Genomic DNA, 21,922 nt, shown 5'->3' on the forward strand with positions numbered 1-21,922 from the left:
AAATCAGACTGACGAACCCCGCACCCCCTCACACCGCAATCCCACCGCAATTCCTCCCCGAGCGCGCCACGACTGCGCCGCAAGAGGCCCCACCGGTGACCGCCCGTGTGTAGCTTGGGCCATGGTCTGAGACCCTGTTAAACCAGAGCATGCAATGAGGCTGGGAACCAGCGAGTCGCTGACAGCCGGAAGGACGGCCGTGCACATCGTCATTATGGGCTGCGGAAGAGTGGGCTCCGCCCTCGCGCAGACCCTGGAACAGCAGGGACATACGGTCGCCGTCGTCGACCAGGACCCCACCGCATTCCGCCGGCTCGGCGCCGGATTCGGCGGTCGCCGCGTCACCGGGGTCGGCTTCGACCAGGACACCCTGAGGGAGGCGGGAATCGAGGACGCGGGCGCCTTCGCCGCCGTCAGCAGTGGTGACAATTCCAACATCATCGCCGCCCGGGTGGCCCGGGAGATGTTCGGCGTCGAGAACGTCGCCGCCCGCATCTACGACCCCAAGCGCGCCGAGGTCTACCAGCGCCTCGGCATCCCCACCGTCGCCACCGTGCGGTGGACCGCCGACCAGATGCTGCGCCGGCTGCTGCCGTCGGGCGCCGAACCGCTGTGGCGCGACCCGAGCGGTGGTGTGCAGCTCGCCGAGGTGCACACCTCCGCCGCCTGGATCGGGCACAAGGTCAGCAAGCTCCAGGAGGAGACCGGCGTCCGCGTCGCCTTCCTCACCCGCTTGGGCGAGGCCATGCTGCCCACGTCGGCGACCGTCCTCCAGGAGGGCGACCTCGTCCACGTGATGATGCGCACGGACGAGATCGACAAGGTGGAGGCGTCGTTCGCCGAAGGTCCTGAGGAGGCACACGCATGAGGGTCGCGATCGCCGGAGCAGGTGCGGTGGGTCGCTCCATCGCGGGCGAACTGCTGGAGAACGGCCACGAGGTGCTCCTGGTCGACAAGGCGCCGACCGCCATCTCGGTGGAGCGGGTGCCGCAGGCCGAGTGGCTGCTCGCCGACGCCTGCGAGATCACCTCGCTCGACGAGGCGGCGCTCCAGCGCTGCAACGTGGTCATCGCGGCGACCGGCGACGACAAGGTCAACCTCGTCGTCTCGCTGCTGGCCAAGACCGAGTACGGGGTGCCGCGCGTGGTGGCCCGTGTGAACAACCCGAAGAACGAGTGGCTCTTCAACGAGTCCTGGGGCGTCGACGTGGCCGTGTCCACGCCGCGCCTGATGTCCGCCCTGGTCGAGGAGGCCGTCAGCGTCGGCGACCTGGTGCGGCTGCTGCGCTTCAGCCACGGCGACGCCAACCTCGTCGAGCTGACCCTGCCGGCCGACTCCTCGGTCGCGGGCACCCAGATCAGCGAGATCACCTGGCCCGAGGACACCTCGCTGGTCACGATCATCCGCGGCAACCGGGTCCTCACGCCCCACGGCGAGGAGACCCTGGAGCCGGGCGACGAGCTCCTCTTCGTGGCCGCCCAGGCCCGCGAGGAGCAACTGGAGGACCTCCTCCAGGCCCGCGGCTAGCCGACCCCGGTCCCGCCGGCGCGAGGCGCACGAAGGGGCGGGCGAGACGCACGAAGGGGCGGGGGTGACCATCCGGTCACCCCCGCCCCTTCACGTCCGGCTCAGGACCCCTGCTTCTCCGCAGCGGCCTCCTTCGCCTCCCACTCCGCGATCACGTCGATCGGCGGCGGCGCCTTCGCCAGGAAGACCCAGGTGAAGTACACCGCGAGCACCATCGGCGGCAGCTTCAGCGCGATCAGCACCCAGCCCAGCTGCGTCGCGTCGCCCCACCAGTACAGCGGGAAGAGGATCGCGTACTTGGCGAGGAAGATCAGGCCCCAGGCCAGGCTGGCCTTGGTGTACGCCTTCTTGCGCCCGGGGTTGCGGGTGCGCCAGGAGAGGTTCTCCTTGAACACCGGTCCCAGGATCACGCCGAGCAGCGGGAAGCCCACGAGCGCGGAGAGCGTGAAGGCCACCCCGAGCCCGGCCCCGTAGATCATGCCCGGCAGGTAGAAGCCCTTCGGGCTGCCCGTGAAGAGGGCGAAGGCCACGCCCACGCCCACGCCGAAGACCCCGCTGAAGGCGTGCTTCACCGTGTCCTTGCGCAGCAGGCGGACGATCACCAGGAGCACCGCGACGGCGCCCGCGGCGAAGGCGGACCACTTCAGGTCCTTGTTGATCGTGTAGATCATGACGAAGAGCAGCCCGGGGAGCATCGTCTCCACGGTGCCCCGGATGCCTCCGAAGGCGTCGAAGAGCGCCGCCTGCGTCACCGCGCTCTGGTCCTCGGTCGGCGTGGCGGCGGGTTCCGGGGTGGTCGGTTTGTCGAATGACGTCACCGGTCAGTGCTCCTGTCCGAGCGGTCGGAGTTCGTACTTCGGGTTGAAGAGCACCCGACGGCCATGACTCATCGAGATGCGCCCGGAGGCGATCATGCGTCGGCCCGGCTCGATTCCCACGATCGAGCGACGCCCGAGCCAGACCACGTCCAGGGCGGCGGAGCCGTCGAAGAGCTCCGCTTCCAGCGCGGGGACGCCCGCCCGCGGCCGCAGGGTGACCGTACGCAGGGTTCCGGTCACCTTGACTATCTGGCGGTCGTGGCAGTCGCAGATCCGCGTGCACCCCGCGGCTTCTGCGTCCTCCTGCAGCTCCGCCGAATGCAGCTCCTCCTGTGAGGTGGACAGCCGCTCGATCATCCGGCGGAACCGGCCCGCCGGCCTGGCCGGCTTGGCGAGCTTCTCGGGACGCGGTTCAGCACTCATACAAAGAAGCCTACCGGCGTGCCCACTACCTCTCGAAGCGGTATCCCATGCCCGGTTCGGTGATGAAGTGCCGCGGGTGCGAGGGGTCCGCCTCCAGCTTGCGCCGCAGCTGGGCCATGTAGACCCGCAGATAGTTGGTCTCGGTGCCGTACGACGGCCCCCACACCTCCTGCAGCAGCTGCTTCTGGCCGACCAGCTTGCCGCCGTTGCGGACCAGCACCTCCAGCAGGTGCCACTCGGTCGGCGTCAGGCGTACGTCGCGCCCCTCGCGCACGGCCCTCTTCGCGGCCAGGTCCACCGTGAAGCCCTCGGTCTCCACGATCACCTCGTCCTCGCCGGAGCCGGCCGGGGGTTCGGCGCGGCGGACGGCGGCGCGCAACCGGGCCAGCAGCTCGTCCATGCCGAAGGGCTTGGTGACGTAGTCGTCGGCCCCGGCGTCCAGCGCCTCGACCTTCTCGTCGGAGGTGTGGCGGGCGGAGAGGACCAGGATCGGCACGCGGGTCCAGCCGCGCAGCCCCTTGATCACGTCGATGCCGTCCATGTCGGGCAGTCCGAGGTCGAGGACGACCACGTCGGGGTGGCGGGCCGCCGCGAGCTCCAGCGCACTCGCGCCGTCGGCCGCGGCGTCGACCTCGTACTTGCGTGCCTTCAGGTTGATCACAAGGGCTCGGACGATCTGCGGCTCGTCTTCCACCACGAGCACCCGGGTCATTGAGGTCCTGCCTTCTGTCGCGTCATCCGATCACTGGTGTGATCACGATCCGTGGGTTCGATGTGTTCCATCGGTTCGAGCGGGCCTTCCGGCACGGGTCCGGGGGGGCACCGCCCGCAGGGTGAGCACCATCGTCAGGCCTCCGCCGGGGGTGTCCTCGGCCGCCAGGGTGCCGTCCATGGCCTCGGCGAACCCGCGGGCGACCGCGAGCCCGAGGCCCACTCCGGAACCGCGCGGGGCGTCGCCGTACCGCTGGAAGGGGGCGAAGATCCGGTCCCTGGCCTCCTCGGGCACCCCCGGCCCGCGGTCGACGACCCGTACCTCGACGCGGTCGCCGAGGCAGCTGGCCGCCACCAGCACCGGTTGCCCGGGCGGGCTGTACTTGACGGCGTTCTCCACCACGTTGGCCACGGACCGCTCCAGCAGCCCCGGGTCCACCGCCACCATCGGCAGCGTCTCGGGCACGTCCAGCAGCACGCTGTCCTCCGGTACGCCGCCCAGCGCCATCGGGACCACCTCGTCGAGGTAGATCTCCCGGATGAGCGGGGTGACGGTGCCGGTCTGCAGCCGGGACATGTCGAGCAGGTTGCCCACGAGGTGGTCGAGGCGGTCGGCGCCCTCCTCGATGCCCGCCAGGAGCTCCGCCCGGTCCTGCTCGGACCACTCCACGTCGTCGGAGCGCAGGGAGCTCACGGAGGCCTTGATGGAAGCCAGCGGCGTACGGAGGTCATGGCTGACGGCGGCCAGCAGCGCGGTCCGGATCCGGTTCCCCTCGGCCAGTCGGCGGGCCTCCTCGGCCTCGCCGACCAGCCGCTGGCGGTCCAGGACCACGGCGGCCTGGGCGGCGAAGGCGCCCAGCACCCGGCGGTCCTCGGCGGGCAGGACCCGCCCGGACAGGGCCAGCGCCATGTGGTCGCCGATGGGCATGTCCACATCGGCGTCCTCGGGCCGCTCGGCGGGGCTCGGGCCGACGCTGCCGGCCGGCTTCCAGGGGTCGACGTCGTTCTCCCGCTCCAGCAGGGCCACGGACTCCATCGCGAAGGTCTCGCGCACCCGCTCCAGCAGCGCGTCCAGCGTGGTCTCGCCGCGCAGCACGCTGCCGGCCAGGAAGGAGAGGATCTCCGACTCGGCGCGCAGCCGGGCCGCCTGGTGGGTGCGCCGCGCGGCCAGGTCGACCACGGACGCCACCGACACGGCCACCCCGACGAAGACGGCGATGGCGACGATGTTCCGGGCGTCGGAGACGGCGAACCGGTGCAGCGGCGGGGCGAAGTAGTAGTTCAGCAGCAGGGAGCCGAGGGCGGCGGAGGCGAGGGCCGGCCAGAGGCCGCCGAGCAGCGCCGCCGCGACCGTCAGCGCGAGGAAGAGCAGCATGTCGTTGGCGAGGCCGGGGTCCCACGCGACGTGCGTCAGCAGCAGGCACAGCAGCGGCGGGCAGACCACGCCCACCAGCCAGCCGGCGAGGATCCGGGTCCGCCCGAGCCGGGCCGCCGAGCGGGCCACGGGCAGGCCGCGCCCCCTGGCGACCTCCTCGTGCGTGACGATGTGCACGTCGAGGTCGGGTCCGCTGTCGCGGGCCACGCTCGCGCCGACGCCGGGGCCGAAGACGTACTGCCACGAGCGCCGGCGGCTGGAGCCGAGCACGATCTGGGTGGCGTTGACTCCGCGCGCGAACTCCAGCAGCGCGTCCGGGATGTTGTCGCCGATCACATGGTGAAACGTTCCTCCCAAGTCCTCGACCAGGGTCCGCTGGACCGCGAGCTCCTTCGGCGAGGCCGCGGTCAGCCCGTCGCTGCGGGCGATGTAGACGGCGAGGATCTCGCTGCCCGAGCCCTTGGCCGCCATCCGCGAGGCGCGCCGGATGAGCGTGCGCCCCTCCGGCCCGCCGGTCAGCCCGACGACGATCCGCTCGCGCGCCTGCCAGGTCGAGCGGATGCCGTGCTCGCCCCGGTACTGCTGGAGGTACTCGTCCGCCCGGTCGGCGACCCACAGCAGCGCGAGCTCGCGCAGGGCGGTGAGGTTGCCGGGCCGGAAGTAGTTGGACAGGGCCGCGTCGACCTTCTCGGGCGTGTATATGTTCCCGTGCGCCATCCGCCGGCGCAGCGCCTGCGGCGACATGTCGACCAGCTCGATCTGGTCGGCCCGGCGGACCACCTCGTCGGGCACGGTCTCCCGCTGCCGCACCCCGGTGATCGACTCGACCACGTCCCCCAGGGACTCCAGGTGCTGGATGTTGACGGTGGACACCACGTCGATGCCGGCCCGCAGCAGCTCCTCGACGTCCTGCCAGCGCTTGGCGTTGCGCGACCCGGGCACGTTGGTGTGCGCGAGTTCGTCGACGAGCACGATGGCGGGAGCGCGGGCGAGCAGCGCGTCCACGTCCATCTCGGTGAAGGAGGCCCCGCGGTAGGCGAGGGCCTTGCGCTCCACCCGTTCGAGACCGTGCAGCATGACCTCCGTGCGCGGCCGCCCGTGGTGCTCGACGAAGCCGACGACGAGGTCCGCGCCCCGCTCCACCCTGCGGTGGCCCTCGGAGAGCATCGCGTACGTCTTGCCCACACCGGGTGCCGCGCCGAGATAAATCCTGAGCTTGCCGCGTCCCATGCGCCCATTCTCGGGGACGTCCGGGAGGTCCACGCACCGATCACCGCCCGGGCGCCGATCCCTGACGGATCCCTGACGCCGCCGCGGGCGGGGTCCTCGCGCCCGGGGGCGCGGGCGGGCGCGCGAAGGCCGGTGGGCCCCACCCCGAAGGAGTGGGGCCCACCGGCCGAAAACATGCGACGGCCCCCTGTGCGCACGGGGCCGTCCGAGGTCAGCGGACCTCGGTGATCTCCGGGCCGCGCTCCAGCTGGCCCATGCCGCCGCCGAAGCGGGAGCCTTCCTGCTCCTCCGTCTGCACGCCGTCCGGCACCATCTGGGCGTCGTTCGGCAGCTTCAGGACGATCGGGTCGCGGGGGGCCATCGGGCCGTCGCCGCGGACGACGACGGTGTCCCGGAAGATCTGCTCCAGCACGCCCGCCGACTCGGGGCGCACCGCGCCCTGGCCGGAGATGACGCCGCGCAGGAACCAGCGCGGACCGTCGACGCCGACGAAGCGGACCAGCTGGGCGCCGGTCTGTCCGTCCGGGAGCGGTACGGGCACCTGTGCGCGCAGCTCCCAGCCCAGCGAACCCTGGGCCTCGTCGATGATGCCGCCCTGCTGGGTGATGCCCGCGGCGATCTCTTCGCGGACCTCGCCCCAGATGCCTTCCTTCTTGGGCGCGGCGAAGGCCTGCAGCTGCACGGCGCTGTCGCCCAGGACCACGGTCGCGGCCACGATCGCGTCACCCGCGACCTCGACGCGCAGTTCCATGCCCTCGACACCGGGTACGAGGATGCCGCCCAGGTCGACCCGGCCGTCGGCCGGGTTCCCGAGCACCTCGGAGATGTCCCACGGGCCGTCGGGCCGCGGGGCGGGAGGCAGGTTCACGCGGCGCGGCGTGGCAGCGCCGTCCTGCTCGCCCGCGTCGTCCGGCTCACCCGAGCCGACGCCGTCTACGACCTGCTCGGCCGCGCCGCCGTCCTGGGCGGAGTCGTTCTTCTTGCGACGTCCGAACACGTCACTGTCCTTCCCGGTCGGTTACGACCGAAGCGTAGCCATTCCCACCCTGCTGACCAGCCCCGGATCCGGCCACGGCCGCATGACCGCCGGTGGAGCCGAAACCCCCCTCGGCCCGGGCCGAGCCGGGAAGTTCCGCCACCTCGTGGAAGCGCACCTTCTCGACCCGCTGGACAACCAGCTGGGCAATGCGGTCGAAACGCTCGAACCGGACGCTCTCGCGTGGGTCGAGATTGACCACGATCACCTTGATCTCCCCACGGTACCCGGCATCCACCGTCCCCGGGGCATTCACGAGGGCGAGCCCGCAGCGTGCGGCCAGGCCGGACCTGGGGTGCACGAAGGCCGCGTACCCGTCGGGCAGGGCGATGGACACTCCGGTGGGCAGTACGGCGCGCTCGCCGGGTGCCAGCTCGGCGGCCCGGGTCGTCACCAGGTCGCAGCCGGCGTCGCCGGGGTGGCCGTACGCCGGAATGGGGACCTCCGGATCGACGCGGCGGATCAGCACGTCGACCTCATGGCGGGGTCCGTTGGGGTTCAGGGACATCAGGGGTTCACCTCGAAGGCGCGTGCGCGCCTGACCTGGTCCGGGTCGGCCATCGCCGCCCGGATCTCCTCGGGCCGTCCGTTGTCGATGAAGTGGTCGACCTTCACCTCGATGAAGAGGGCGTCGGCGCGCACGGCGACCGGGCCCTGCGGACCGCCTATTCGGCCGACGGCGGTGCAGTAGATCTTCCGTCCGGCGACGGCGGTGACCTCGGCCTCCAGGTACAGCACGGTGCCGACGGGCACGGGCCGTACGAAGTCGGTCTCCAGCCGCCCCGTCACCGCGATGACGCGCAGCAGCCAGTTCAGGGAGCCCAGCGTCTCGTCGAGCGCGGTGGCGAGCACCCCGCCGTGGGCGAGGCCGGGAGCGCCCTGGTGTGCGGACCTGACGGTGAACTCGGCGGTGATGCGCACGCCCTCACCCGCGCGGGCCTCCAGGTGGAGGCCGTGCGGCTGGCCCCCGCCGCAGCCGAAACAGTGCTCGTAGTGCGCACCGAGGAGCTCGCCGGGTGCCGGGGCGTCGGGGTGCCGGACCGGCGCGGTGGCGTCGGCCGGGGGCGTCAACGCTGTGTTTCGTCCACTCACAGCCGCAGACCTTACCCGCGCGGCTGCCCACCGCTCGCCTCGTGGCAGGCTTGAGCTCATGCAGCTCTCCCCCGCGCACCACGACGAACGCCTGACCGCTCCCCGTTCCTGGTGGGCCATCGCCGTACTGACCGGCCTCGCGTGCGCGCTGATGCTGCTGCCGCTGGGCACGATGCCGCTGCTGGCGGGCCTGGTCGGGGGCACCGCGCTGAGCGGACTGCTGGTGAGCTCGTACGGTTCCGCGCGCGTGCGCGTGGTGAACGGGGCGCTGGCGGTCGGCGAGGCACGGATCCCGGTGACCGCGCTGGGTGAGCCGGAGGTGCTGGACGCCGAGGAGTCGCGCGCCTGGCGCACGCACAAGGCGGACACGCGCGCCTTCATGCTGCTGCGCAGTTACGTGCCGACCGCGGTCCGCGTCGAGGTCACCGACCCGGCGGACCCCACCCCGTACGTGTACGTCTCCACCCGCGAGCCCGGGGCCCTGGTCGCGGCGATCCGCGCGGCGAAGGCCCGGGCGGTCCCGGCCGAGTAGCGCCCGCGAGCCCGGCTGCGGCCGGCCTCAGCCGTGGCTTTCGGGATCCCCACCCTCGAGTGCGGCCCTGGTGGCCTCGGGAAGGGGCTGTGTGGGCTGCTCCAGGGGCGGCAGGGCGGGCAGGGCGTCCCACGCCACGGCCCTGGTGCGCAGGTCGCCACGGACCTTCTCGGCGAGTTTGCGGGTGTCGCGCCGGTTCATGACCGCGCCGACGGCGGCGCCCACCATGAACGGCATCAGGTTCGGCAGGTTGCGGAACATCCGCTTCATGATCTGCTGGCGCAGTTCGCGCTTCATCTGGCCGCCGAGCGCGGCGTTCAGCGTGGTCGGCTTGGTCAGGTCGACCCCGCGCTCCTCCGTCCAGGAGGTCAGGTAGGCGTAGCTGCGCTGTACGAGGGTGCCGGGCGCGCGGAGCCCGTAGACCTCGTGGAGTTCGGCGATGAGCTTCAGCTCGATCGCGGCGACCCCGGTGATCTCCGCCGCCAGCTCCGCCGGCATCGCGGGCGGGACGGGCAGCATGGCCGCCGCGCCGATCCCGGCGCCGACGGTGGAGGTGGCGTTGGCCGCGCCCGAGATCAGCTTGTCGGCAAGCTGCTCGGGGTCCAGGCCCGGGAACTGCGCGCGCAGGGTCGCGAGGTCCCGAACCGGAACGCGCGGTGCGTTCTCGATGACCCTCTCGGTGATGTACAGGGCGGCGTGTCTGACACCTTCGCCGCCCTTGCGTACACCCTTCTTGACGGCTTGCAGCCGACGGGCCCCGGGCCTGGGCCGGGCCCCCTCGCCGGGCTCTGTGACCGACGGCACCGCCGGGGCGGTGTCGGAGGGCACGGCGATCACTTCACTGGCGGAGCCGCCGGGGGCTCCGGAACCCGTTTCCGGGTCCGGGGGTGCCACCTGCGCCTCCGCCTGATCACCAGACTTCCGGAAGCGTCGCTTCCGAAAGGGTGTCGAGCCAGCCACGGCCGACGCCTCTCAGTCGCAGTCGCGACAGATCGGCTGACCGTTCTTCTCACGTGCCAGCTGGCTGCGGTGGTGCACCAGGAAGCAGCTCATGCAGGTGAACTCATCGGCCTGCTTGGGCAGGACCCGGACGGCCAGCTCCTCATTGGAGAGGTCCGCACCGGGAAGCTCCAGGCTCTCGGCCGAGTCGAATTCGTCCATGTCCACGGACGAGGACGACTTCTCGTTACGTCGGGCCTTCAGCTCTTCAATGCTGTCGTTGTCGACGTCGTCGTCTGTCTTGCGCGGGGTGTCGTAGTCCGTTGCCATTGTTCGCTCTCCCCCTCTGGGTGTTAGCGGTGTCTCAGCGCACGTAACGCACGAGAGGCCGGACTTGTGCCCGACCTGAGGCGGAGATTTTGCCTCACATCAAGGTCTGTTACTCAATCGACACCCAGCCGCCCACCTGAAGGGGCGATTGGCTGGGATGACGACCGGGACCGTACACGGTCCGGGGGCCGTCTTGCACAAACGCCACCCCGTGTATTTCCCGCCATATGGAGGGCCGGAAACCCGGACTTCCCGGGCTTTCCGGCCGCCCCGGGGTCACTGAACGCACATGCACCGACACTCGCCACTGTGATCGATCACACAGGAGCAATTACTTTCAGACGGCAAGCATTCAGCCAACAGCGAACACGGAGTGCCTGACTCACAAGGGAAGAGTGACACGCATCACGAGGCCACCGCCTTCCCGGGGGGTCGCCTGGATCCTTCCGCCGTGTGCGCGCGCCACGGAGCGCGCGATCGACAGACCGAGCCCGACACCCTTGTCACTGCCCGTGCGCTCCGTACGCAGCCGCCTGAAGGGCTCGAACAGGTTGTCCACCTCGTACGCGGGAACAACGGGACCTGTGTTCGATACCAGAAGGACCGCCTGGCCGTGCTGGACCTCGGTGGTGACCTCCACCCAGCCGTCCTCCGGCACGTTGTACCGGACGGCGTTCTGCACCAGGTTGAGGGCGATCCGCTCCAGCAGCACGCCGTTGCCCTGGACCACGGCCAGGGCGCGCTCGCCGCGGATCTCCACGCCCTTCGCGTCGGCCTCGCCCCGCACCTGGTCGACGGCGCGCGAGGCGACCTCCGCCAGGTCCACGGGCTTGCGCTCCACTATCTGGTTCTCGCTGCGGGCCAGCAGCAGCAGGCCCTCGACCAGCTGCTCGCTGCGCTCGTTGGTGGCGAGCAGGGTCTTCCCCAGCTGCTGGAGCTCCACCGGGGCCCCCGGATCGGAGAGGTGCACCTCCAGCAGGGTCCGGTTGATCGCGAGCGGCGTGCGCAGCTCGTGCGAGGCGTTCGCGACGAACCTCTGCTGCGCCGTGAAGGCCCGCTCCAGCCGGTCGAGCATCTCGTCGAAGGTGTCGGCGAGCTCCTTGAGCTCGTCGTCCGGCCCGTCCAGCTCGATCCGCCGGGTCAGGTCGGTGCCGACCACCCGGCGGGCGGTACGGGTGATCTTGCCCAGCGGCGAGAGCACCCGGCCGGCCATCGCGTAGCCGAAGGCGAAGGCGATGATGCTCAGCCCCAGCAGGGCCATGAGCGACCGGCTCAGCAGGTCGTCCAGGGCGTGCCGGCGCTGCTCCAGCGCGCAGGCCTTCATCGCGGTGTTGAACTGTTCGAGCTGGTTGATCCTCGACACCGGGCAGGTGGTGCTGGTGACCTGGACGTTCTGGCCGTCGACGATCTCGTACATGAGGGCGTTGCCCTGCCGCAGCGCCTGCGCCGCCAGCAGGTAGATGATCGACAGCAGCAGGATCCCCGCGATCAGGAACATCCCGCCGTAGAGCAGCGTGAGGCGTATCCGGATCGTCGGGCGCAGCCACGGGAAGGGACCCTCGGGCTGGCCGGGGTCCCAGGTCGGTTTCGGTGGCGCCGTCGGTGGCGCCGGGCTGGTTGCCACGCGGTCAGATCCGGTATCCGGAGCCGGGCACGGTGACGATGACCGGCGGCTCCCCGAGCTTGCGCCGCAGGGTCATGACCGTCACCCGTACGACGTTGGTGAACGGGTCGGTGTTCTCGTCCCAGGCCTTCTCCAGCAGCTGCTCGGCGGAGACGACGGTCCCCTCGCTGCGCATGAGGACCTCCAGCACCGCGAACTCCTTCGGCGCCAGCTGCACCTCCTTGCCCTCGCGGAACACCTCGCGCCGGTTGGGGTCCAGCTTGATCCCGGCACGCTCCAGTACGGGCGGCAGCGCGACCGTGGTGCGCCGGCCGAGGGCCCGTACGCGGGCGGTCAGCTCGGTGAAGGCGAAGGGCTTGGGCAGGTAGTCGTCCGCCCCGAGCTCCAGGCCCTCCACCCGGTCGCTGACGTCACCCGAGGCGGTCAGCATGAGCACGCGGGTGGGCATGCCGAGCTCGACGATCTTCCGGCACACGTCGTCGCCGTGCACGAGCGGGAGGTCCCGGTCGAGCACGACCACGTCGTAGTCGTTCACGCCGACCCGTTCCAGGGCGGCGGCGCCGTCGTACACGACGTCCACGGCCATGGCCTCCCGGCGCAGTCCGGTGGCCACCGCATCGGCGAGCAGCTGCTCGTCCTCGACGACGAGTACGCGCACGTCGTTTCCTTCCTCCGAGCCCAGAAGGGCACACGTGTATTGCGTCGTCCATCCTGCACGTTTCGGCCGTAAACCGGCTGTAAGGCGGCTCGCGGGCGCACTCACGGGACGGAAGTGAGGATTCCCTGGCCTGGAGAGGTTTCTGGGCCCAGAGCGCCGGGGAGGACGTCACCACACCCCATCCACTCCCTGACGGCGGACAGCCACGTGCCGCCGCCGACCCACGAAGAGGGGGCGAACCCATCATGGACGCATTCACCGCGGGTCTCCTGCAGCGCATCAGGGCCACGCAGTCGGACCTCATGCACGCCCGCGAGACGGGCGACGACTTCCTCGCGGAAGTGGAACAGGCGGAGCTGGAAGACCTCCAGCGGCTCGCCGCCGAGCACGGGGTGCCGGTCACGGCCACCGTGCCCGCCTGCTGACCTGACTTGCCGATCCGACCCGAGCCGACCTGCTGGTCCCGCACGGCTCCCGCACGGCGCGAACCCCGGCCGCCCTTCCGGCGGCCGGGGTTCGCGTGCTTCCGGCGGGCGCGGCCCGCCCGCCCCTCATCGGGCCGGGGCACCGCGGGAGCGGTCGGTCGTGCGGAGCGGTCAGTCGTGCCAGGCCCCGAACTCCTCCAGCAGCGGCTGCAACGAGGCGAAGACCGCGGGGGTGGCGGCCAGGGTCAGCTCCCCCGAGGCCCGCTCCCCCGGCCGGCCGCCCGTCAGGGCCCCCGCCTCCCGCGCGATCAGGTCGCCGGCGGCCAGGTCCCAGGGGTTCAGCCCCCGCTCGTAGTACCCGTCCAGCCGCCCGGCGGCCACGTCGCACAGGTCCAGCGCCGCCGACCCGCCCCGCCGGATGTCCCGTACGAGCGGGATGATCCGGGCCGCGATCTCGGCCTGGTGGGCCCGCCGGGCCTGCACGTACGCGAAGCCCGTGCCGAGCAGCGCCTGGTCCAGCGGCGCCGCCGGCCGGCACGCGAGGCGCGCCGTGCCCAGCCAGGCCCCGCCGCCGAGCACCGCGTGGTACGTCTCCCCGCGCATCGGCGCCGCCACGACGCCCACCACGGTCTCGCCCCCGTACTCGGCGGCGATGGACACGCCCCAGCTCGGGAGCCCGTAGAGGTAGTTCACGGTGCCGTCGAGCGGGTCGACGACCCAGCGCACCCCGCTGGTCCCCGGGGTGTCCGCGCCCTCCTCGCCCAGCAGCCCGTCCTCGGGCCGCCGTTCGGCGAGGATCCCGGTGATCAGCTTCTCCGCCGCGATGTCCATCTCGGTCACCACGTCGATCGGGCTGGACTTGGTCGCCGCCACCGCCAGATCGGCCGGCCGGCCGTCGCGCAGCAGAGCCCCGGCCTGGCGGGCGGCCTCCAGGCCCACGTCCAGCAGTTCGGCCTTCAGCTCTTCGGAGATCACGGTTCCTCTTCCTACGCGTACGGACTGTCGGCGCCCGCGGCCGCCGGCCGGGGGCTGCGCGCCGGGCAGCAGCCCACCGCGCACAGGTCGTGGCTCTGCCCCAGCGTGCCCACCCAGCACTCCGCGGGCCGCTCCCCGCGCTCCTTGGCGGCCCGCTCCAGCACGAGCTCCCGTACGGCCCCGGCGAACAGCGGATCGGCGCCGACGGTCGCGGAGCGCGCGACGGGCAGGCCCAGTTCGGCCGCCTTGGCGGTGGCCTCGGTGTCCAGGTCGTACAGGACTTCCATGTGGTCGGAGACGAAGCCGATGGGGACCATCACGACGGCGGGGACGCCCTCGGCGTGCAGGGCCTCCAGGTGGTCGCAGATGTCCGGCTCCAGCCACGGGATGTGCGGGGCGCCGCTGCGGGACTGGTAGACGAGCTGCCAGGGGTGCGCGGTCCCGGTCCGTGCGGCCACCTCGTCCGCGATCACCCGGGCGACGTCGAGGTGCTGCCTGACGTACGCGCCGCCCTCGCCGCCCCCGGTGTGGTCCTCCACGGGGCCGGAGGCGTCCGCGGCGGCCGTCGGGATGGAGTGCGTGGTGAAGGCAAGGTGGGCCCCGTCCCGGACCTCCTCGGGCAGCGCGGCGAGCGAGGCCAGCACCCCGTCGATCATGGGCTCCACGAAGCCGGGGTGGTTGAAGTAGTGCCGCAACTTGTCGACCCGCGGCAACTCCAGCCCCTCCTCGGCGAGGGTGGCCAGCGCGTCGGCGAGGTTCTCGCGGTACTGCCGGCAGCCGGAGTACGAGGCGTACGCGCTGGTCGCGAGCACCGCGATCCGGCGCCGGCCGTCGGCGACCATCTCCCGCATCACGTCGGTCAGGTACGGGGCCCAGTTCCGGTTGCCCCAGTAGACCGGCAGGTCCAGGCCGTGCCCGGCGAAGTCCTTGCGCAGCGCGTCCAGCAGCGCGCGGTTCTGCGCGTTGATCGGGCTGACCCCGCCGAAGCCGAAGTAATGCTGCCCGACTTCCTTGAGCCGCTCGCGCGGGATGCCGCGCCCGCGCGTGACGTTCTCCAGGAACGGCACGACGTCATCGGGTCCCTCGGGGCCGCCGAAGGACAGCAGCAGGAGGGCGTCGTACGGGGCGGCGGGCCCGCCGGCGGGCGGGCGGAGCTGGTCTGACATGCCCCGAATCCTGCCACCCGGCGTCCCCCGGGGAGAAGCGGCCCGGCCAGGAGCCGACCGGCCGCAAAGGTAAGTAAGCCTTAGTTCCATGTCCGGAACCTTCCCCGTGCGGGTGCCCGGTAGGCGGTCGTAACCTGTATGGGCGCACGTCGTCCCTTACGGAGGGCCCTTGCCCAGTCCCTATCGCGCCATCTTCTCGGCCCCCGGCACCAAGGGGTTCAGCGCCGCCGGCCTCATCGGCCGGCTGCCGATATCCATGGTCGGCGTGGGCACCCTCACGATGATCTCCGAGATCACCGGGCGCTACGCCATGGCCAGCGCGCTCACCGGCACGCTGGCGCTCGCCGCCGCGGTCATCGGCCCCCAGGTCTCCCGGCTCGTGGACCAGTACGGCCAGCGGCGCGTCCTGCGTCCCGCGACCCTGATCTCCGTGGCGGCGGTCACCGGGCTGCTGCTGGCCGCCGCGAACGGCCTGCCGGACTGGACGCTCTTCGTCTGCGCCGCGATCGCCGGCTGCGTGCCCAGCGTCGGCTCGATGGTCCGCGCCCGCTGGACCGTCATCTACCGCGACTCCCCGCGCGAGTTGCACACCGCGTACTCCTTCGAGTCGGTGGTGGACGAGGTCTGCTTCATCTTCGGCCCGATCCTCGCCATCGGACTGTCCACCACCTGGTTCCCGGAGGCCGGGCCGCTGATCGCCGCCGTCTGCCTGATGGTCGGCGTGTGGCTGCTCACCGCCCAGACCTCCACCGAGCCCGCCCCGCACCCGCACGACAAGAGCGCGCAACGCACCTCGGCCCTGCGCTCGCGCGGCCTGCAGGTGCTGACGTTCACCTTCGTGGCGACCGGCGCGATCTTCGGCTCCATCGACGTGGCCACCCTGGCCTTCGCGGAGGAGCAGGGCAGCAAGTCCTCGGCGAGCTTCATCCTGGCCGTCTGGGCCCTCGGATCCTGCCTGGCCGGCATCGTGTTCGGCCTACTGCATCTCAAGGGCCGGACCGAACGCCGTTGGATACTGGGCGTATGTGCGATGGCCGTGAGTATGATCCCCCTCCTACTGGCCGGGAACCTTCCGTTTCTGGCCGTGGCGCTCTTCGTCTCGGGCCTCGCCATCGCTCCCACGATGATCACCACGATGGCCCTGATCGAGGCGCACGTACCACACGCGAAGCTGACCGAGGGCATGACCTGGATCAGCACCGGCCTCGCGGTCGGGATCGCGCTCGGGTCCTCCGTGACCGGCTGGGTCGTGGACGCGGCCGGCGCGCGGACCGGGTACGTCGTCTCCATCTCGGCGGGGGTGGCCGCGGCGGCGGTTGCGTTCGCGGGATACCGCCGGCTGACGAGGCCGGCGCAAGGGGAGGAGCCCTCTAGCGATGGCGACGGCGACAGCGGGGACAGCAGGGAACAGCAGGCCGGCCACCACGTGGCATAACTGGGCGGGCAACGTCACCGCCACGCCGGCCCGCGTGGTGACCCCGGCCTCGGTCGGGGAGCTCCAGGAGGCGGTCCGCCGGGCCGCCGAAGAGGGGCTGCGGGTGAAGGCGGTCGGCACCGGCCACTCCTTCACCGCGGCCGCCGCGACCGACGGGGTGCTCGTACGCCCCCAGGCCCTGACCGGGATCCGGGCCGTCGACCGGACCGCCGGCACCGTCACGGTGGAGGCGGGCACGACCCTCAAGGACCTGAACCGGGCCCTCGCCCGGGAGGGCCTGTCGCTGACCAACATGGGCGACATCATGGAGCAGACGGTCTCCGGCGCCATCAGCACCGGCACCCACGGCACCGGCCGCGACTCGGCCTCCATCGCCGCCCAGATCCGCGGCCTGGAGCTGGTCACCGCCGACGGCCGGCTGCTCGTCTGCTCGGAGAAGGAGAACCCCGAGGTCTTCGCGGCGGCCCGGATCGGCATCGGCGCGCTCGGCATCGTCACCGCGATCACCTTCGCCGTCGAGCCGCTCTTCTTCCTGACCGCCCGTGAGGAGCCCATGGGCTTCGACCGGGTGACCGCGGAGTTCGAGGAGCACTTCGCGGAGAACGAGCACTTCGAGTTCTACTGGTTCCCGCACACCGGCAACTGCAACACCAAGCGGAACAACCGCAGCCAGGGCCCCGCCGCCCCGCCCGGACCGGTGAGCGCCTGGGTCGAGGACGAGCTCCTCTCCAACGGCCTCTTCCAGGTGGTGAACTCGCTGGGCCGCGCGGTGCCCGCCACCATCCCCTCCATCGCCCGCGTGGCCAGCCGCGCCCTGTCGGCGCGCACCTACACCGACATCCCGTACAAGGTCTTCACCAGCCCGCGGCGGGTGCGGTTCGTGGAGATGGAGTACGCCCTCCCCCGCGAGCGGGTGGTCGAGGCGCTGCGGGAGCTGCGCGCGATGGTCGACCGCTCGGGGCTGCGGATCAGCTTCCCCGTGGAGGTGCGGACGGCTCCGGCGGACGACATCGCGCTGTCGACGGCCTCCGGGCGCGAGACGGCGTACGTCGCGGTGCACATGTACCGGGGCACCCCGTACCAGGCCTACTTCACCGCGGCCGAGCGCATCTTCACCGCGCACGGCGGCCGGCCGCACTGGGGCAAGGTGCACACGCGGGACGCGGAGTACCTCGCGCGGGTCCATCCGCGGTTCGGGGAGTTCACCGCGCTGCGCGACCGCCTCGACCCGGGCCGGGTCTTCGGCAACGACTACCTGCGGCGCGTCCTGGGCGACTGAGGTCCGGCCGGAGCCGCTCGGCACCGCGTGGGCTCACGGGGCGTCAGGGAGCGCTCTGTCGCGCAGCCGGTGTCGACGCGTCAGGAGTCGGCGGCGGGGTCGGCGGCGCGGGGGTCGGCGTGGGCGTCCGCTCCGAGGGGGAGGGTCCGGGCGTCGGGCTCCCCGAACCGGAGGCGCCCGGGTCGGGACGGGGACTCCCGCTCGCGTCGCGGCCCGGGCTCGGGCTCGGGCCGCCGCCGGGCAGGGGCGAGGAGTCGGGCGTGGCCGAGGGCCCGGGGTGCCGGCCGCCCTTCCGGTCGCCGGCCGGCTCCTCCCGGGGGGTCGCGGGCCGGTCCTGGCCGGCCTTGCGGGTCCCGCCGGAGAAGAGCGTGCCGCCGCCGCTGCTGACGGCGGTGCCGGCGATCGCCTCGTAGGTGCCGAGGCCGCCGAGGGCGAGGACGAAGGCGGCTCCGGAGGCCACCGCGGTGCGCTTCCAGCCCCGTACCCGGGTGCCGTGCACGGTGGGCTCGCCGAACTCCCCGGCGGGCGCGGCCGTGTGCGGTGCCGTCACGGCAACGGCGGGGTGGCGCTCCTCACGGGGCGTCGGCACCCGGCGGGCCCCGGTCCGGGCGCTTTCGCGCAACTGGTCGCCGGTGCGCCGGAAGAGGTGCTGGATGACGGGCCCGCCCGCGGTGGCGACGACGCTGACCACGCCGGCCCCGAGGATCGTCCCGTAGACGCCCAACTTCGAGGCGAGCAGGGCCGCCGCGACGGTGGCGAGCGAGGAGCCCGCGACCTGGGCCGCGCTCAGGTCGAGCTTCTTCTCCTCGGGCGCTTCCCCGGTGTCCTGCGTGCTCTTGCGACCCGTCGACATCCCGTGTGTGTCCCGCCTCTCACGCTTCTCCTCTTTCAGCAGTTACTGACCGCCGAGCGAAGCGGATAGTTCCGTTTCGGGTGATTCTGTGAAGCAAGACACCCGAAATCGGACGCCGGGTGCAGGTGGGGCCCGACGGAGGGCAGGCCAACTCCCGCCGTCCGGGAGAAGTTCGGCGGCGCGGCGGTCCACCCAGGTGGCCCGAATGGAGTACTGTGGCGAGCCCTGGGGCCGTCCTTCCTTTCGGATGTCCGGACTCGGGAGAGGGGGCCGACTGATGGAGAACGGCACTCAAGACCGGTGATGCCGCGGTATTGCACGGGCTCCTGCTGCGCACAGTAACCGTTCGGTCACTGTGCGTGCCCAACAGGTAACCGTGCCATAACGGCGATCAAGGGCGCATGCCCGACACGCCGGTTTAACTCGGCAAGGTTGTGGCAGGCTGCACCCGGGCAGGCCACACTCGACTAGCGGAAGCAGCGACGCACGTGACGTCGGCAGGCACCACCCGGGAGGTCCCCATGCCCGAACTGCGTGTCGTGGCCGTCTCAAATGACGGCACACGACTGGTGCTCAAGGCTGGGGACAGCACGGAGTACACGCTTCCGATCGACGAACGGCTGCGGGCTGCCGTGCGCAACGACCGCGCGCGCCTGAACCAGATCGAGATCGAGGTCGAGAGCCACCTCCGCCCCCGCGACATCCAGGCCCGCATACGGGCCGGTGCCTCCGCGGAGGAGGTCGCCCAACTCGCCGGCATCCCCGTCGACCGCGTACGCCGCTTCGAGGGCCCCGTGCTCGCCGAGCGCGCCTTCATGGCCGAGCGGGCCCGCAAGACCCCCGTGCGCCGTCCCGGCGAGAACACCGGGCCGCAGCTCGGCGAGGCCGTGCAGGAGCGGCTGTCCCTGCGCGGGGCCGAGAAGGAGTCCGTGCAGTGGGACTCCTGGCGCCGCGACGACGGCACCTGGGAGGTCCTCCTCGTCTACCGCGTCGCGGGCGAGCCGCACTCGGCGAGCTGGACCTACGACCCGCCCCGCCGGCTGGTCGTGGCCGTGGACGACGAGGCCCGTTCCCTGATCGGCGAGTCCGAGGACCTGCCGGCGACGCCGGAGCCGAGCTTTCCCTTCGTGCCGAGGATCGCGCGGCTGCCGCGCGACCGCCCGCTGGACCGCGCCCTGGACCGGCAGCTGGAGCGGCCGGACAGCAGGCCGGCGCCCGCACCGGACCCGGAGGAGGAGCGGGACACCCTGACGAGCCTGCTGGAGGCCGTCCCGAGCTTCCGCGGCGACATGGTGGTCCCCGAGCGCACCGACGCCCCGGCGACGGAACCGGAAGCGGAGGAGCCGCCGGCCCCGGCCGCCTCGGCGGGCGCGGGCTCCGCGTACGCCGACGTCCTGATGCCCCGCACGGTGGCGGGCCACCGCGACCGCCTGACCGGCACCACCGACCGCCAGGCCGAGGCCGACGGGGTCCGCCCCGGGCGGCGCGCGGCGGTGCCGAGCTGGGACGAGATCGTCTTCGGCACCCGCCGCAAGAAGCAGGAGTAGCACCGCCGCCGGGGTCGGCCCGGCGGCGGCACGCCCGCCTGCGGACCCGCTACTGCGGGTCGGGTCCCGTGGCCACCGGGCGGGCCGGGTCCGAGGACCACTGCGACCAGCTGCCCGCGTAGAGGTCGGACGCGATGCCGGCCACCGCCAGCGCGAGGACCTCGTGGGCTCCGGAGACGCCCGAGCCGCAGTACACGCCCACCGGGCCGCCCCCGGCGGCGCCGAGCCCCTCGAACCGGGCGCGCAGCGCGTCCGCGGGCAGGAAGCGCCCGTCCTCGCCCACGTTCTCCGTGGTCGGCGCCGACAGCGCGCCCGGGATGTGGCCGCCGACCGGGTCGATCGGCTCCACCTCGCCCCGGTACCGCTCCCCCGCCCGGGCGTCGAGGAGTACCCCTTCGCGCGCCCGTACGGCTGCCGCGTCCGCGTCCAGCAGCCCCACCGCACCCGGAGTTGGCTTGAAATCGCCCTCCTCGGGGGTCACCCGATCGGCCGTCACCCCGCCGCCGGCCGCCGTCCACGCGGCCAATCCCCCGTCGAGGACCCGCACGTTCGGGTGACCCGTCCAGCGCAGCAGCCACCACGCACGGGCGGCCGCCCAGCCCTGGCCGCCGTCGTACACGACGACGGGCACGTCCGCCGAGACGCCGGCCCGCCGCATCACCGCGCCGAAGGCCTCCGGGTCCGGCAGCGGGTGTCGCCCGCCGGCCCCCGGCGGACCTGCCAGTTCGCGGTCGAGGTCGACGTACACCGCGCCGGGCAGGTGCCCGGCCTCGTACGCGGGCCGCTGGTCAGGGCCGCCGAGCTGCCAGCGGACGTCCAGCAGCACCGGCGGCCGGGAGCCCGCCAGCTCGGTCCTCAGTTCGGCGGCGGAGAGGATCGCATGTTTCGCAGTCATGCCGGCCATCTTCCTCCCCGCCCGGAACCGGCGTAACAAGCCCGTCATCGGTGGGGCGCACCGATCCGGTCAACTCCGTGCCGGGACCCGGCGACGCGGCGCGGTCGGGGCGCGCCGGGTCCCCCGGAGTGGAAGCATCAGCACCGGTAAGCGGCACGACGGAGGAGACGGCTGACATGACCGAGGCAGCGGAAGCAACCCGGCGCACGCCCGGTACCCCGTGCTGGGTGAGCCTCATGGTGCACGGGCTCGGGACCACCGAGGACTTCTACGCCGACCTGTTCGGGTGGGAGTACGTCCCGGGACCCGAGCAGCTCGGCCCGTACGTACGCGCCGTGCTGAACGGCCGGGAGGTGGCCGGGATCGGCGAGATGCCGCCGGACCGGCATCTTCCGGTGGCCTGGACGACGTACCTCGCCACGGACGACGCCGACGCGACCGCCGAGTCGGTGCGTTCGTGCGGCGGCACGGTCGCGGTGGGCCCCCTGGACGCGGGGATCGCGGGGCGGGTGGCGATCTGCTCCGACCCGCTCGGCGCGATCTTCGGGCTGTGGCAGGCGCAGAGCCACATGGGCACCGGGCTGCCCGGCGGGCCGGGCTCCCCCGTCTGGAACGAGCTGGTCACCCAGGACACCTCGACGGTCGGGAAGTTCTACGAGCACGTCTTCGGCCACGAGGCGCTGACGCACGGCACGGCTTCCGACGACTTCGACCACCTGACCCTCACCCTGGAGGGCCGGCCGGTGGCCGCGGTGCACGGCGTGGGCCGCTCGCTGCCGCACGATCGCGGCCCGCACTGGATGGCGTACTTCGAGGTGGCGGACACCGACGCGGCCACGGCCCGGGTCGCCGACCTCGGGGGCCGCGTCATCGACCCGCCCCGCGAGGGCCTGCGCGGCCGCCAGGCCACGGTCGCGGACCCGGAGGGCGCGGTCTTCACGCTCGTCCGGTCACGGTCCTAGTGACCTGAGTCAGAGATTCGGTGGCAGTAGGCGGCGACTCTGTCGAGGATCTCGTCGGCTGTCTTTGTCCAGACGAAGGGCCTGGGTTGG

The 21,922-nt window shown here is 72.3% G+C and carries 23 protein-coding genes; 8 read left to right on the plus strand and 15 right to left on the minus strand.

From position 1 onward, the window contains the following. Positions 1 to 199: 199 nt before the first annotated feature. Both ACFYP3_RS23355 and ACFYP3_RS23360 read left to right on the plus strand, forming a co-directional pair. Positions 200 to 868: a potassium channel family protein gene (locus tag ACFYP3_RS23355; protein WP_388835685.1), complete on the plus strand. Its 669-nt coding sequence runs from the start codon at positions 200 to 202 to the stop codon at positions 866 to 868. Beyond that, positions 865 to 1,527 carry a TrkA family potassium uptake protein gene (locus ACFYP3_RS23360; RefSeq protein ID WP_030709508.1) on the plus strand — a complete coding sequence of 221 codons (663 nt, stop codon included), beginning with the start codon at positions 865 to 867 and terminating at the stop codon, positions 1,525 to 1,527. Before ACFYP3_RS23355 ends, ACFYP3_RS23360 begins: the two co-directional genes overlap by 4 nt. Before the next feature lie 101 nt (positions 1,528 to 1,628). Here ACFYP3_RS23360 and ACFYP3_RS23365 read toward each other — a convergent pair whose 3' ends face one another. The 7 genes from ACFYP3_RS23365 to ACFYP3_RS23395 all read right to left on the minus strand — a co-directional run bounded on the left by ACFYP3_RS23365 (position 1,629) and on the right by ACFYP3_RS23395 (position 8,212). Continuing rightward, a complete protein-coding gene (locus ACFYP3_RS23365) occupies positions 1,629 to 2,345 on the minus strand; it encodes a DUF3159 domain-containing protein (RefSeq protein ID WP_388835689.1) in 717 nt (238 codons plus the stop codon). A 3-nt stretch (positions 2,346 to 2,348) separates the two neighbouring features. After that, positions 2,349 to 2,768 carry an OB-fold nucleic acid binding domain-containing protein gene (locus ACFYP3_RS23370; RefSeq protein ID WP_078892815.1) on the minus strand — a complete coding sequence of 140 codons (420 nt, stop codon included), beginning with the start codon at positions 2,766 to 2,768 and terminating at the stop codon, positions 2,349 to 2,351. Positions 2,769 to 2,793: 25 nt separating this feature from the next. Continuing rightward, positions 2,794 to 3,480: a response regulator gene (locus tag ACFYP3_RS23375; RefSeq protein WP_388835692.1), complete on the minus strand. Its 687-nt coding sequence runs from the start codon at positions 3,478 to 3,480 to the stop codon at positions 2,794 to 2,796. Between the two features lie 42 nt (positions 3,481 to 3,522). After that, the gene (locus ACFYP3_RS23380; RefSeq protein ID WP_388835694.1) at positions 3,523 to 6,084 is read right to left on the minus strand and encodes a DUF4118 domain-containing protein; all 2,562 of its coding nucleotides are present in this window, start codon (positions 6,082 to 6,084) and stop codon (positions 3,523 to 3,525) included. 211 nt (positions 6,085 to 6,295) lie between these two features. Beyond that, positions 6,296 to 7,081: a DUF3710 domain-containing protein gene (locus ACFYP3_RS23385; RefSeq protein WP_362801736.1), complete on the minus strand. Its 786-nt coding sequence runs from the start codon at positions 7,079 to 7,081 to the stop codon at positions 6,296 to 6,298. 1 nt (position 7,082) lies between these two features. Further along, the gene (dut, locus tag ACFYP3_RS23390; protein ID WP_388835698.1) at positions 7,083 to 7,628 is read right to left on the minus strand and encodes a dUTP diphosphatase; all 546 of its coding nucleotides are present in this window, start codon (positions 7,626 to 7,628) and stop codon (positions 7,083 to 7,085) included. Then, positions 7,628 to 8,212 (minus strand): PaaI family thioesterase, encoded by a 585-nt coding sequence (locus ACFYP3_RS23395; protein ID WP_388835701.1) that lies wholly within the window; start codon positions 8,210 to 8,212, stop codon positions 7,628 to 7,630. The genes dut and ACFYP3_RS23395 overlap by 1 nt, the downstream gene beginning before the upstream one ends. Positions 8,213 to 8,270: 58 nt before the next feature. On the opposite strand from ACFYP3_RS23395, the gene ACFYP3_RS23400 reads away from it, so the two are divergent. After that, positions 8,271 to 8,744: a DUF3093 domain-containing protein gene (locus ACFYP3_RS23400; protein WP_388835704.1), complete on the plus strand. Its 474-nt coding sequence runs from the start codon at positions 8,271 to 8,273 to the stop codon at positions 8,742 to 8,744. A 27-nt stretch (positions 8,745 to 8,771) separates the two neighbouring features. Here ACFYP3_RS23400 and ACFYP3_RS23405 read toward each other — a convergent pair whose 3' ends face one another. From ACFYP3_RS23405 to ACFYP3_RS23420, 4 genes are all read right to left on the minus strand, one after another. Next, a complete protein-coding gene (locus ACFYP3_RS23405) occupies positions 8,772 to 9,704 on the minus strand; it encodes a hypothetical protein (protein ID WP_388835707.1) in 933 nt (310 codons plus the stop codon). A 12-nt stretch (positions 9,705 to 9,716) separates the two neighbouring features. Further along, entirely contained in the window at positions 9,717 to 10,013 is a 297-nt protein-coding gene (locus tag ACFYP3_RS23410) for a DUF4193 domain-containing protein (RefSeq protein ID WP_030036261.1), read from the minus strand. A gap of 382 nt (positions 10,014 to 10,395) precedes the next feature. Next, positions 10,396 to 11,637 carry a sensor histidine kinase gene (locus tag ACFYP3_RS23415; protein ID WP_388835710.1) on the minus strand — a complete coding sequence of 414 codons (1,242 nt, stop codon included), beginning with the start codon at positions 11,635 to 11,637 and terminating at the stop codon, positions 10,396 to 10,398. Positions 11,638 to 11,641: 4 nt separating this feature from the next. Then, positions 11,642 to 12,295, minus strand: a complete 654-nt coding sequence (locus ACFYP3_RS23420) for a response regulator transcription factor (protein ID WP_030008767.1) — start codon at positions 12,293 to 12,295, stop codon at positions 11,642 to 11,644. Positions 12,296 to 12,540: 245 nt separating this feature from the next. Here ACFYP3_RS23420 and ACFYP3_RS23425 point away from each other — a divergent pair, with 245 nt between their 5' ends. Further along, positions 12,541 to 12,720: a hypothetical protein gene (locus ACFYP3_RS23425; protein ID WP_030709532.1), complete on the plus strand. Its 180-nt coding sequence runs from the start codon at positions 12,541 to 12,543 to the stop codon at positions 12,718 to 12,720. 171 nt (positions 12,721 to 12,891) lie between these two features. Here ACFYP3_RS23425 and ACFYP3_RS23430 read toward each other — a convergent pair whose 3' ends face one another. Beyond that, complete coding sequence (locus ACFYP3_RS23430; RefSeq protein WP_388835715.1) at positions 12,892 to 13,695, minus strand: inositol monophosphatase family protein; 804 nt, start codon at positions 13,693 to 13,695, stop codon at positions 12,892 to 12,894. Between the two features lie 11 nt (positions 13,696 to 13,706). Beyond that, positions 13,707 to 14,861: a ferrochelatase gene (locus ACFYP3_RS23435; RefSeq protein ID WP_388835718.1), complete on the minus strand. Its 1,155-nt coding sequence runs from the start codon at positions 14,859 to 14,861 to the stop codon at positions 13,707 to 13,709. A gap of 169 nt (positions 14,862 to 15,030) precedes the next feature. On the opposite strand from ACFYP3_RS23435, the gene ACFYP3_RS23440 reads away from it, so the two are divergent. Continuing rightward, the gene (locus ACFYP3_RS23440; protein ID WP_388835721.1) at positions 15,031 to 16,296 is read left to right on the plus strand and encodes an MFS transporter; all 1,266 of its coding nucleotides are present in this window, start codon (positions 15,031 to 15,033) and stop codon (positions 16,294 to 16,296) included. After that, positions 16,238 to 17,575, plus strand: a complete 1,338-nt coding sequence (locus tag ACFYP3_RS23445) for a D-arabinono-1,4-lactone oxidase (RefSeq protein WP_388835724.1) — start codon at positions 16,238 to 16,240, stop codon at positions 17,573 to 17,575. The genes ACFYP3_RS23440 and ACFYP3_RS23445 overlap by 59 nt, the downstream gene beginning before the upstream one ends. Positions 17,576 to 17,618: 43 nt before the next feature. Here the strand turns inward: ACFYP3_RS23445 and ACFYP3_RS23450 are convergent, their stop codons facing one another. Then, entirely contained in the window at positions 17,619 to 18,428 is an 810-nt protein-coding gene (locus ACFYP3_RS23450; protein WP_388835727.1) for a hypothetical protein, read from the minus strand. Positions 18,429 to 18,916: 488 nt separating this feature from the next. Here ACFYP3_RS23450 and sepH point away from each other — a divergent pair, with 488 nt between their 5' ends. Further along, a complete protein-coding gene (sepH, locus tag ACFYP3_RS23455; RefSeq protein WP_388835730.1) occupies positions 18,917 to 19,975 on the plus strand; it encodes a septation protein SepH in 1,059 nt (352 codons plus the stop codon). Between the two features lie 49 nt (positions 19,976 to 20,024). Here the strand turns inward: sepH and ACFYP3_RS23460 are convergent, their stop codons facing one another. Beyond that, on the minus strand, positions 20,025 to 20,870 hold the full coding sequence (locus ACFYP3_RS23460) for a sulfurtransferase (protein ID WP_388835733.1): 846 nt from the start codon (positions 20,868 to 20,870) through the stop codon (positions 20,025 to 20,027). A 176-nt stretch (positions 20,871 to 21,046) separates the two neighbouring features. Here ACFYP3_RS23460 and ACFYP3_RS23465 point away from each other — a divergent pair, with 176 nt between their 5' ends. Then, positions 21,047 to 21,832, plus strand: coding sequence for a VOC family protein (locus ACFYP3_RS23465; protein WP_388835736.1), 786 nt, complete (start codon positions 21,047 to 21,049; stop codon positions 21,830 to 21,832). Positions 21,833 to 21,922: the final 90 nt, after the last annotated feature.

This window comes from Streptomyces sp. NPDC005533 (genome assembly GCF_042871845.1).
GTDB lineage: Bacteria > Actinomycetota > Actinomycetes > Streptomycetales > Streptomycetaceae > Streptomyces.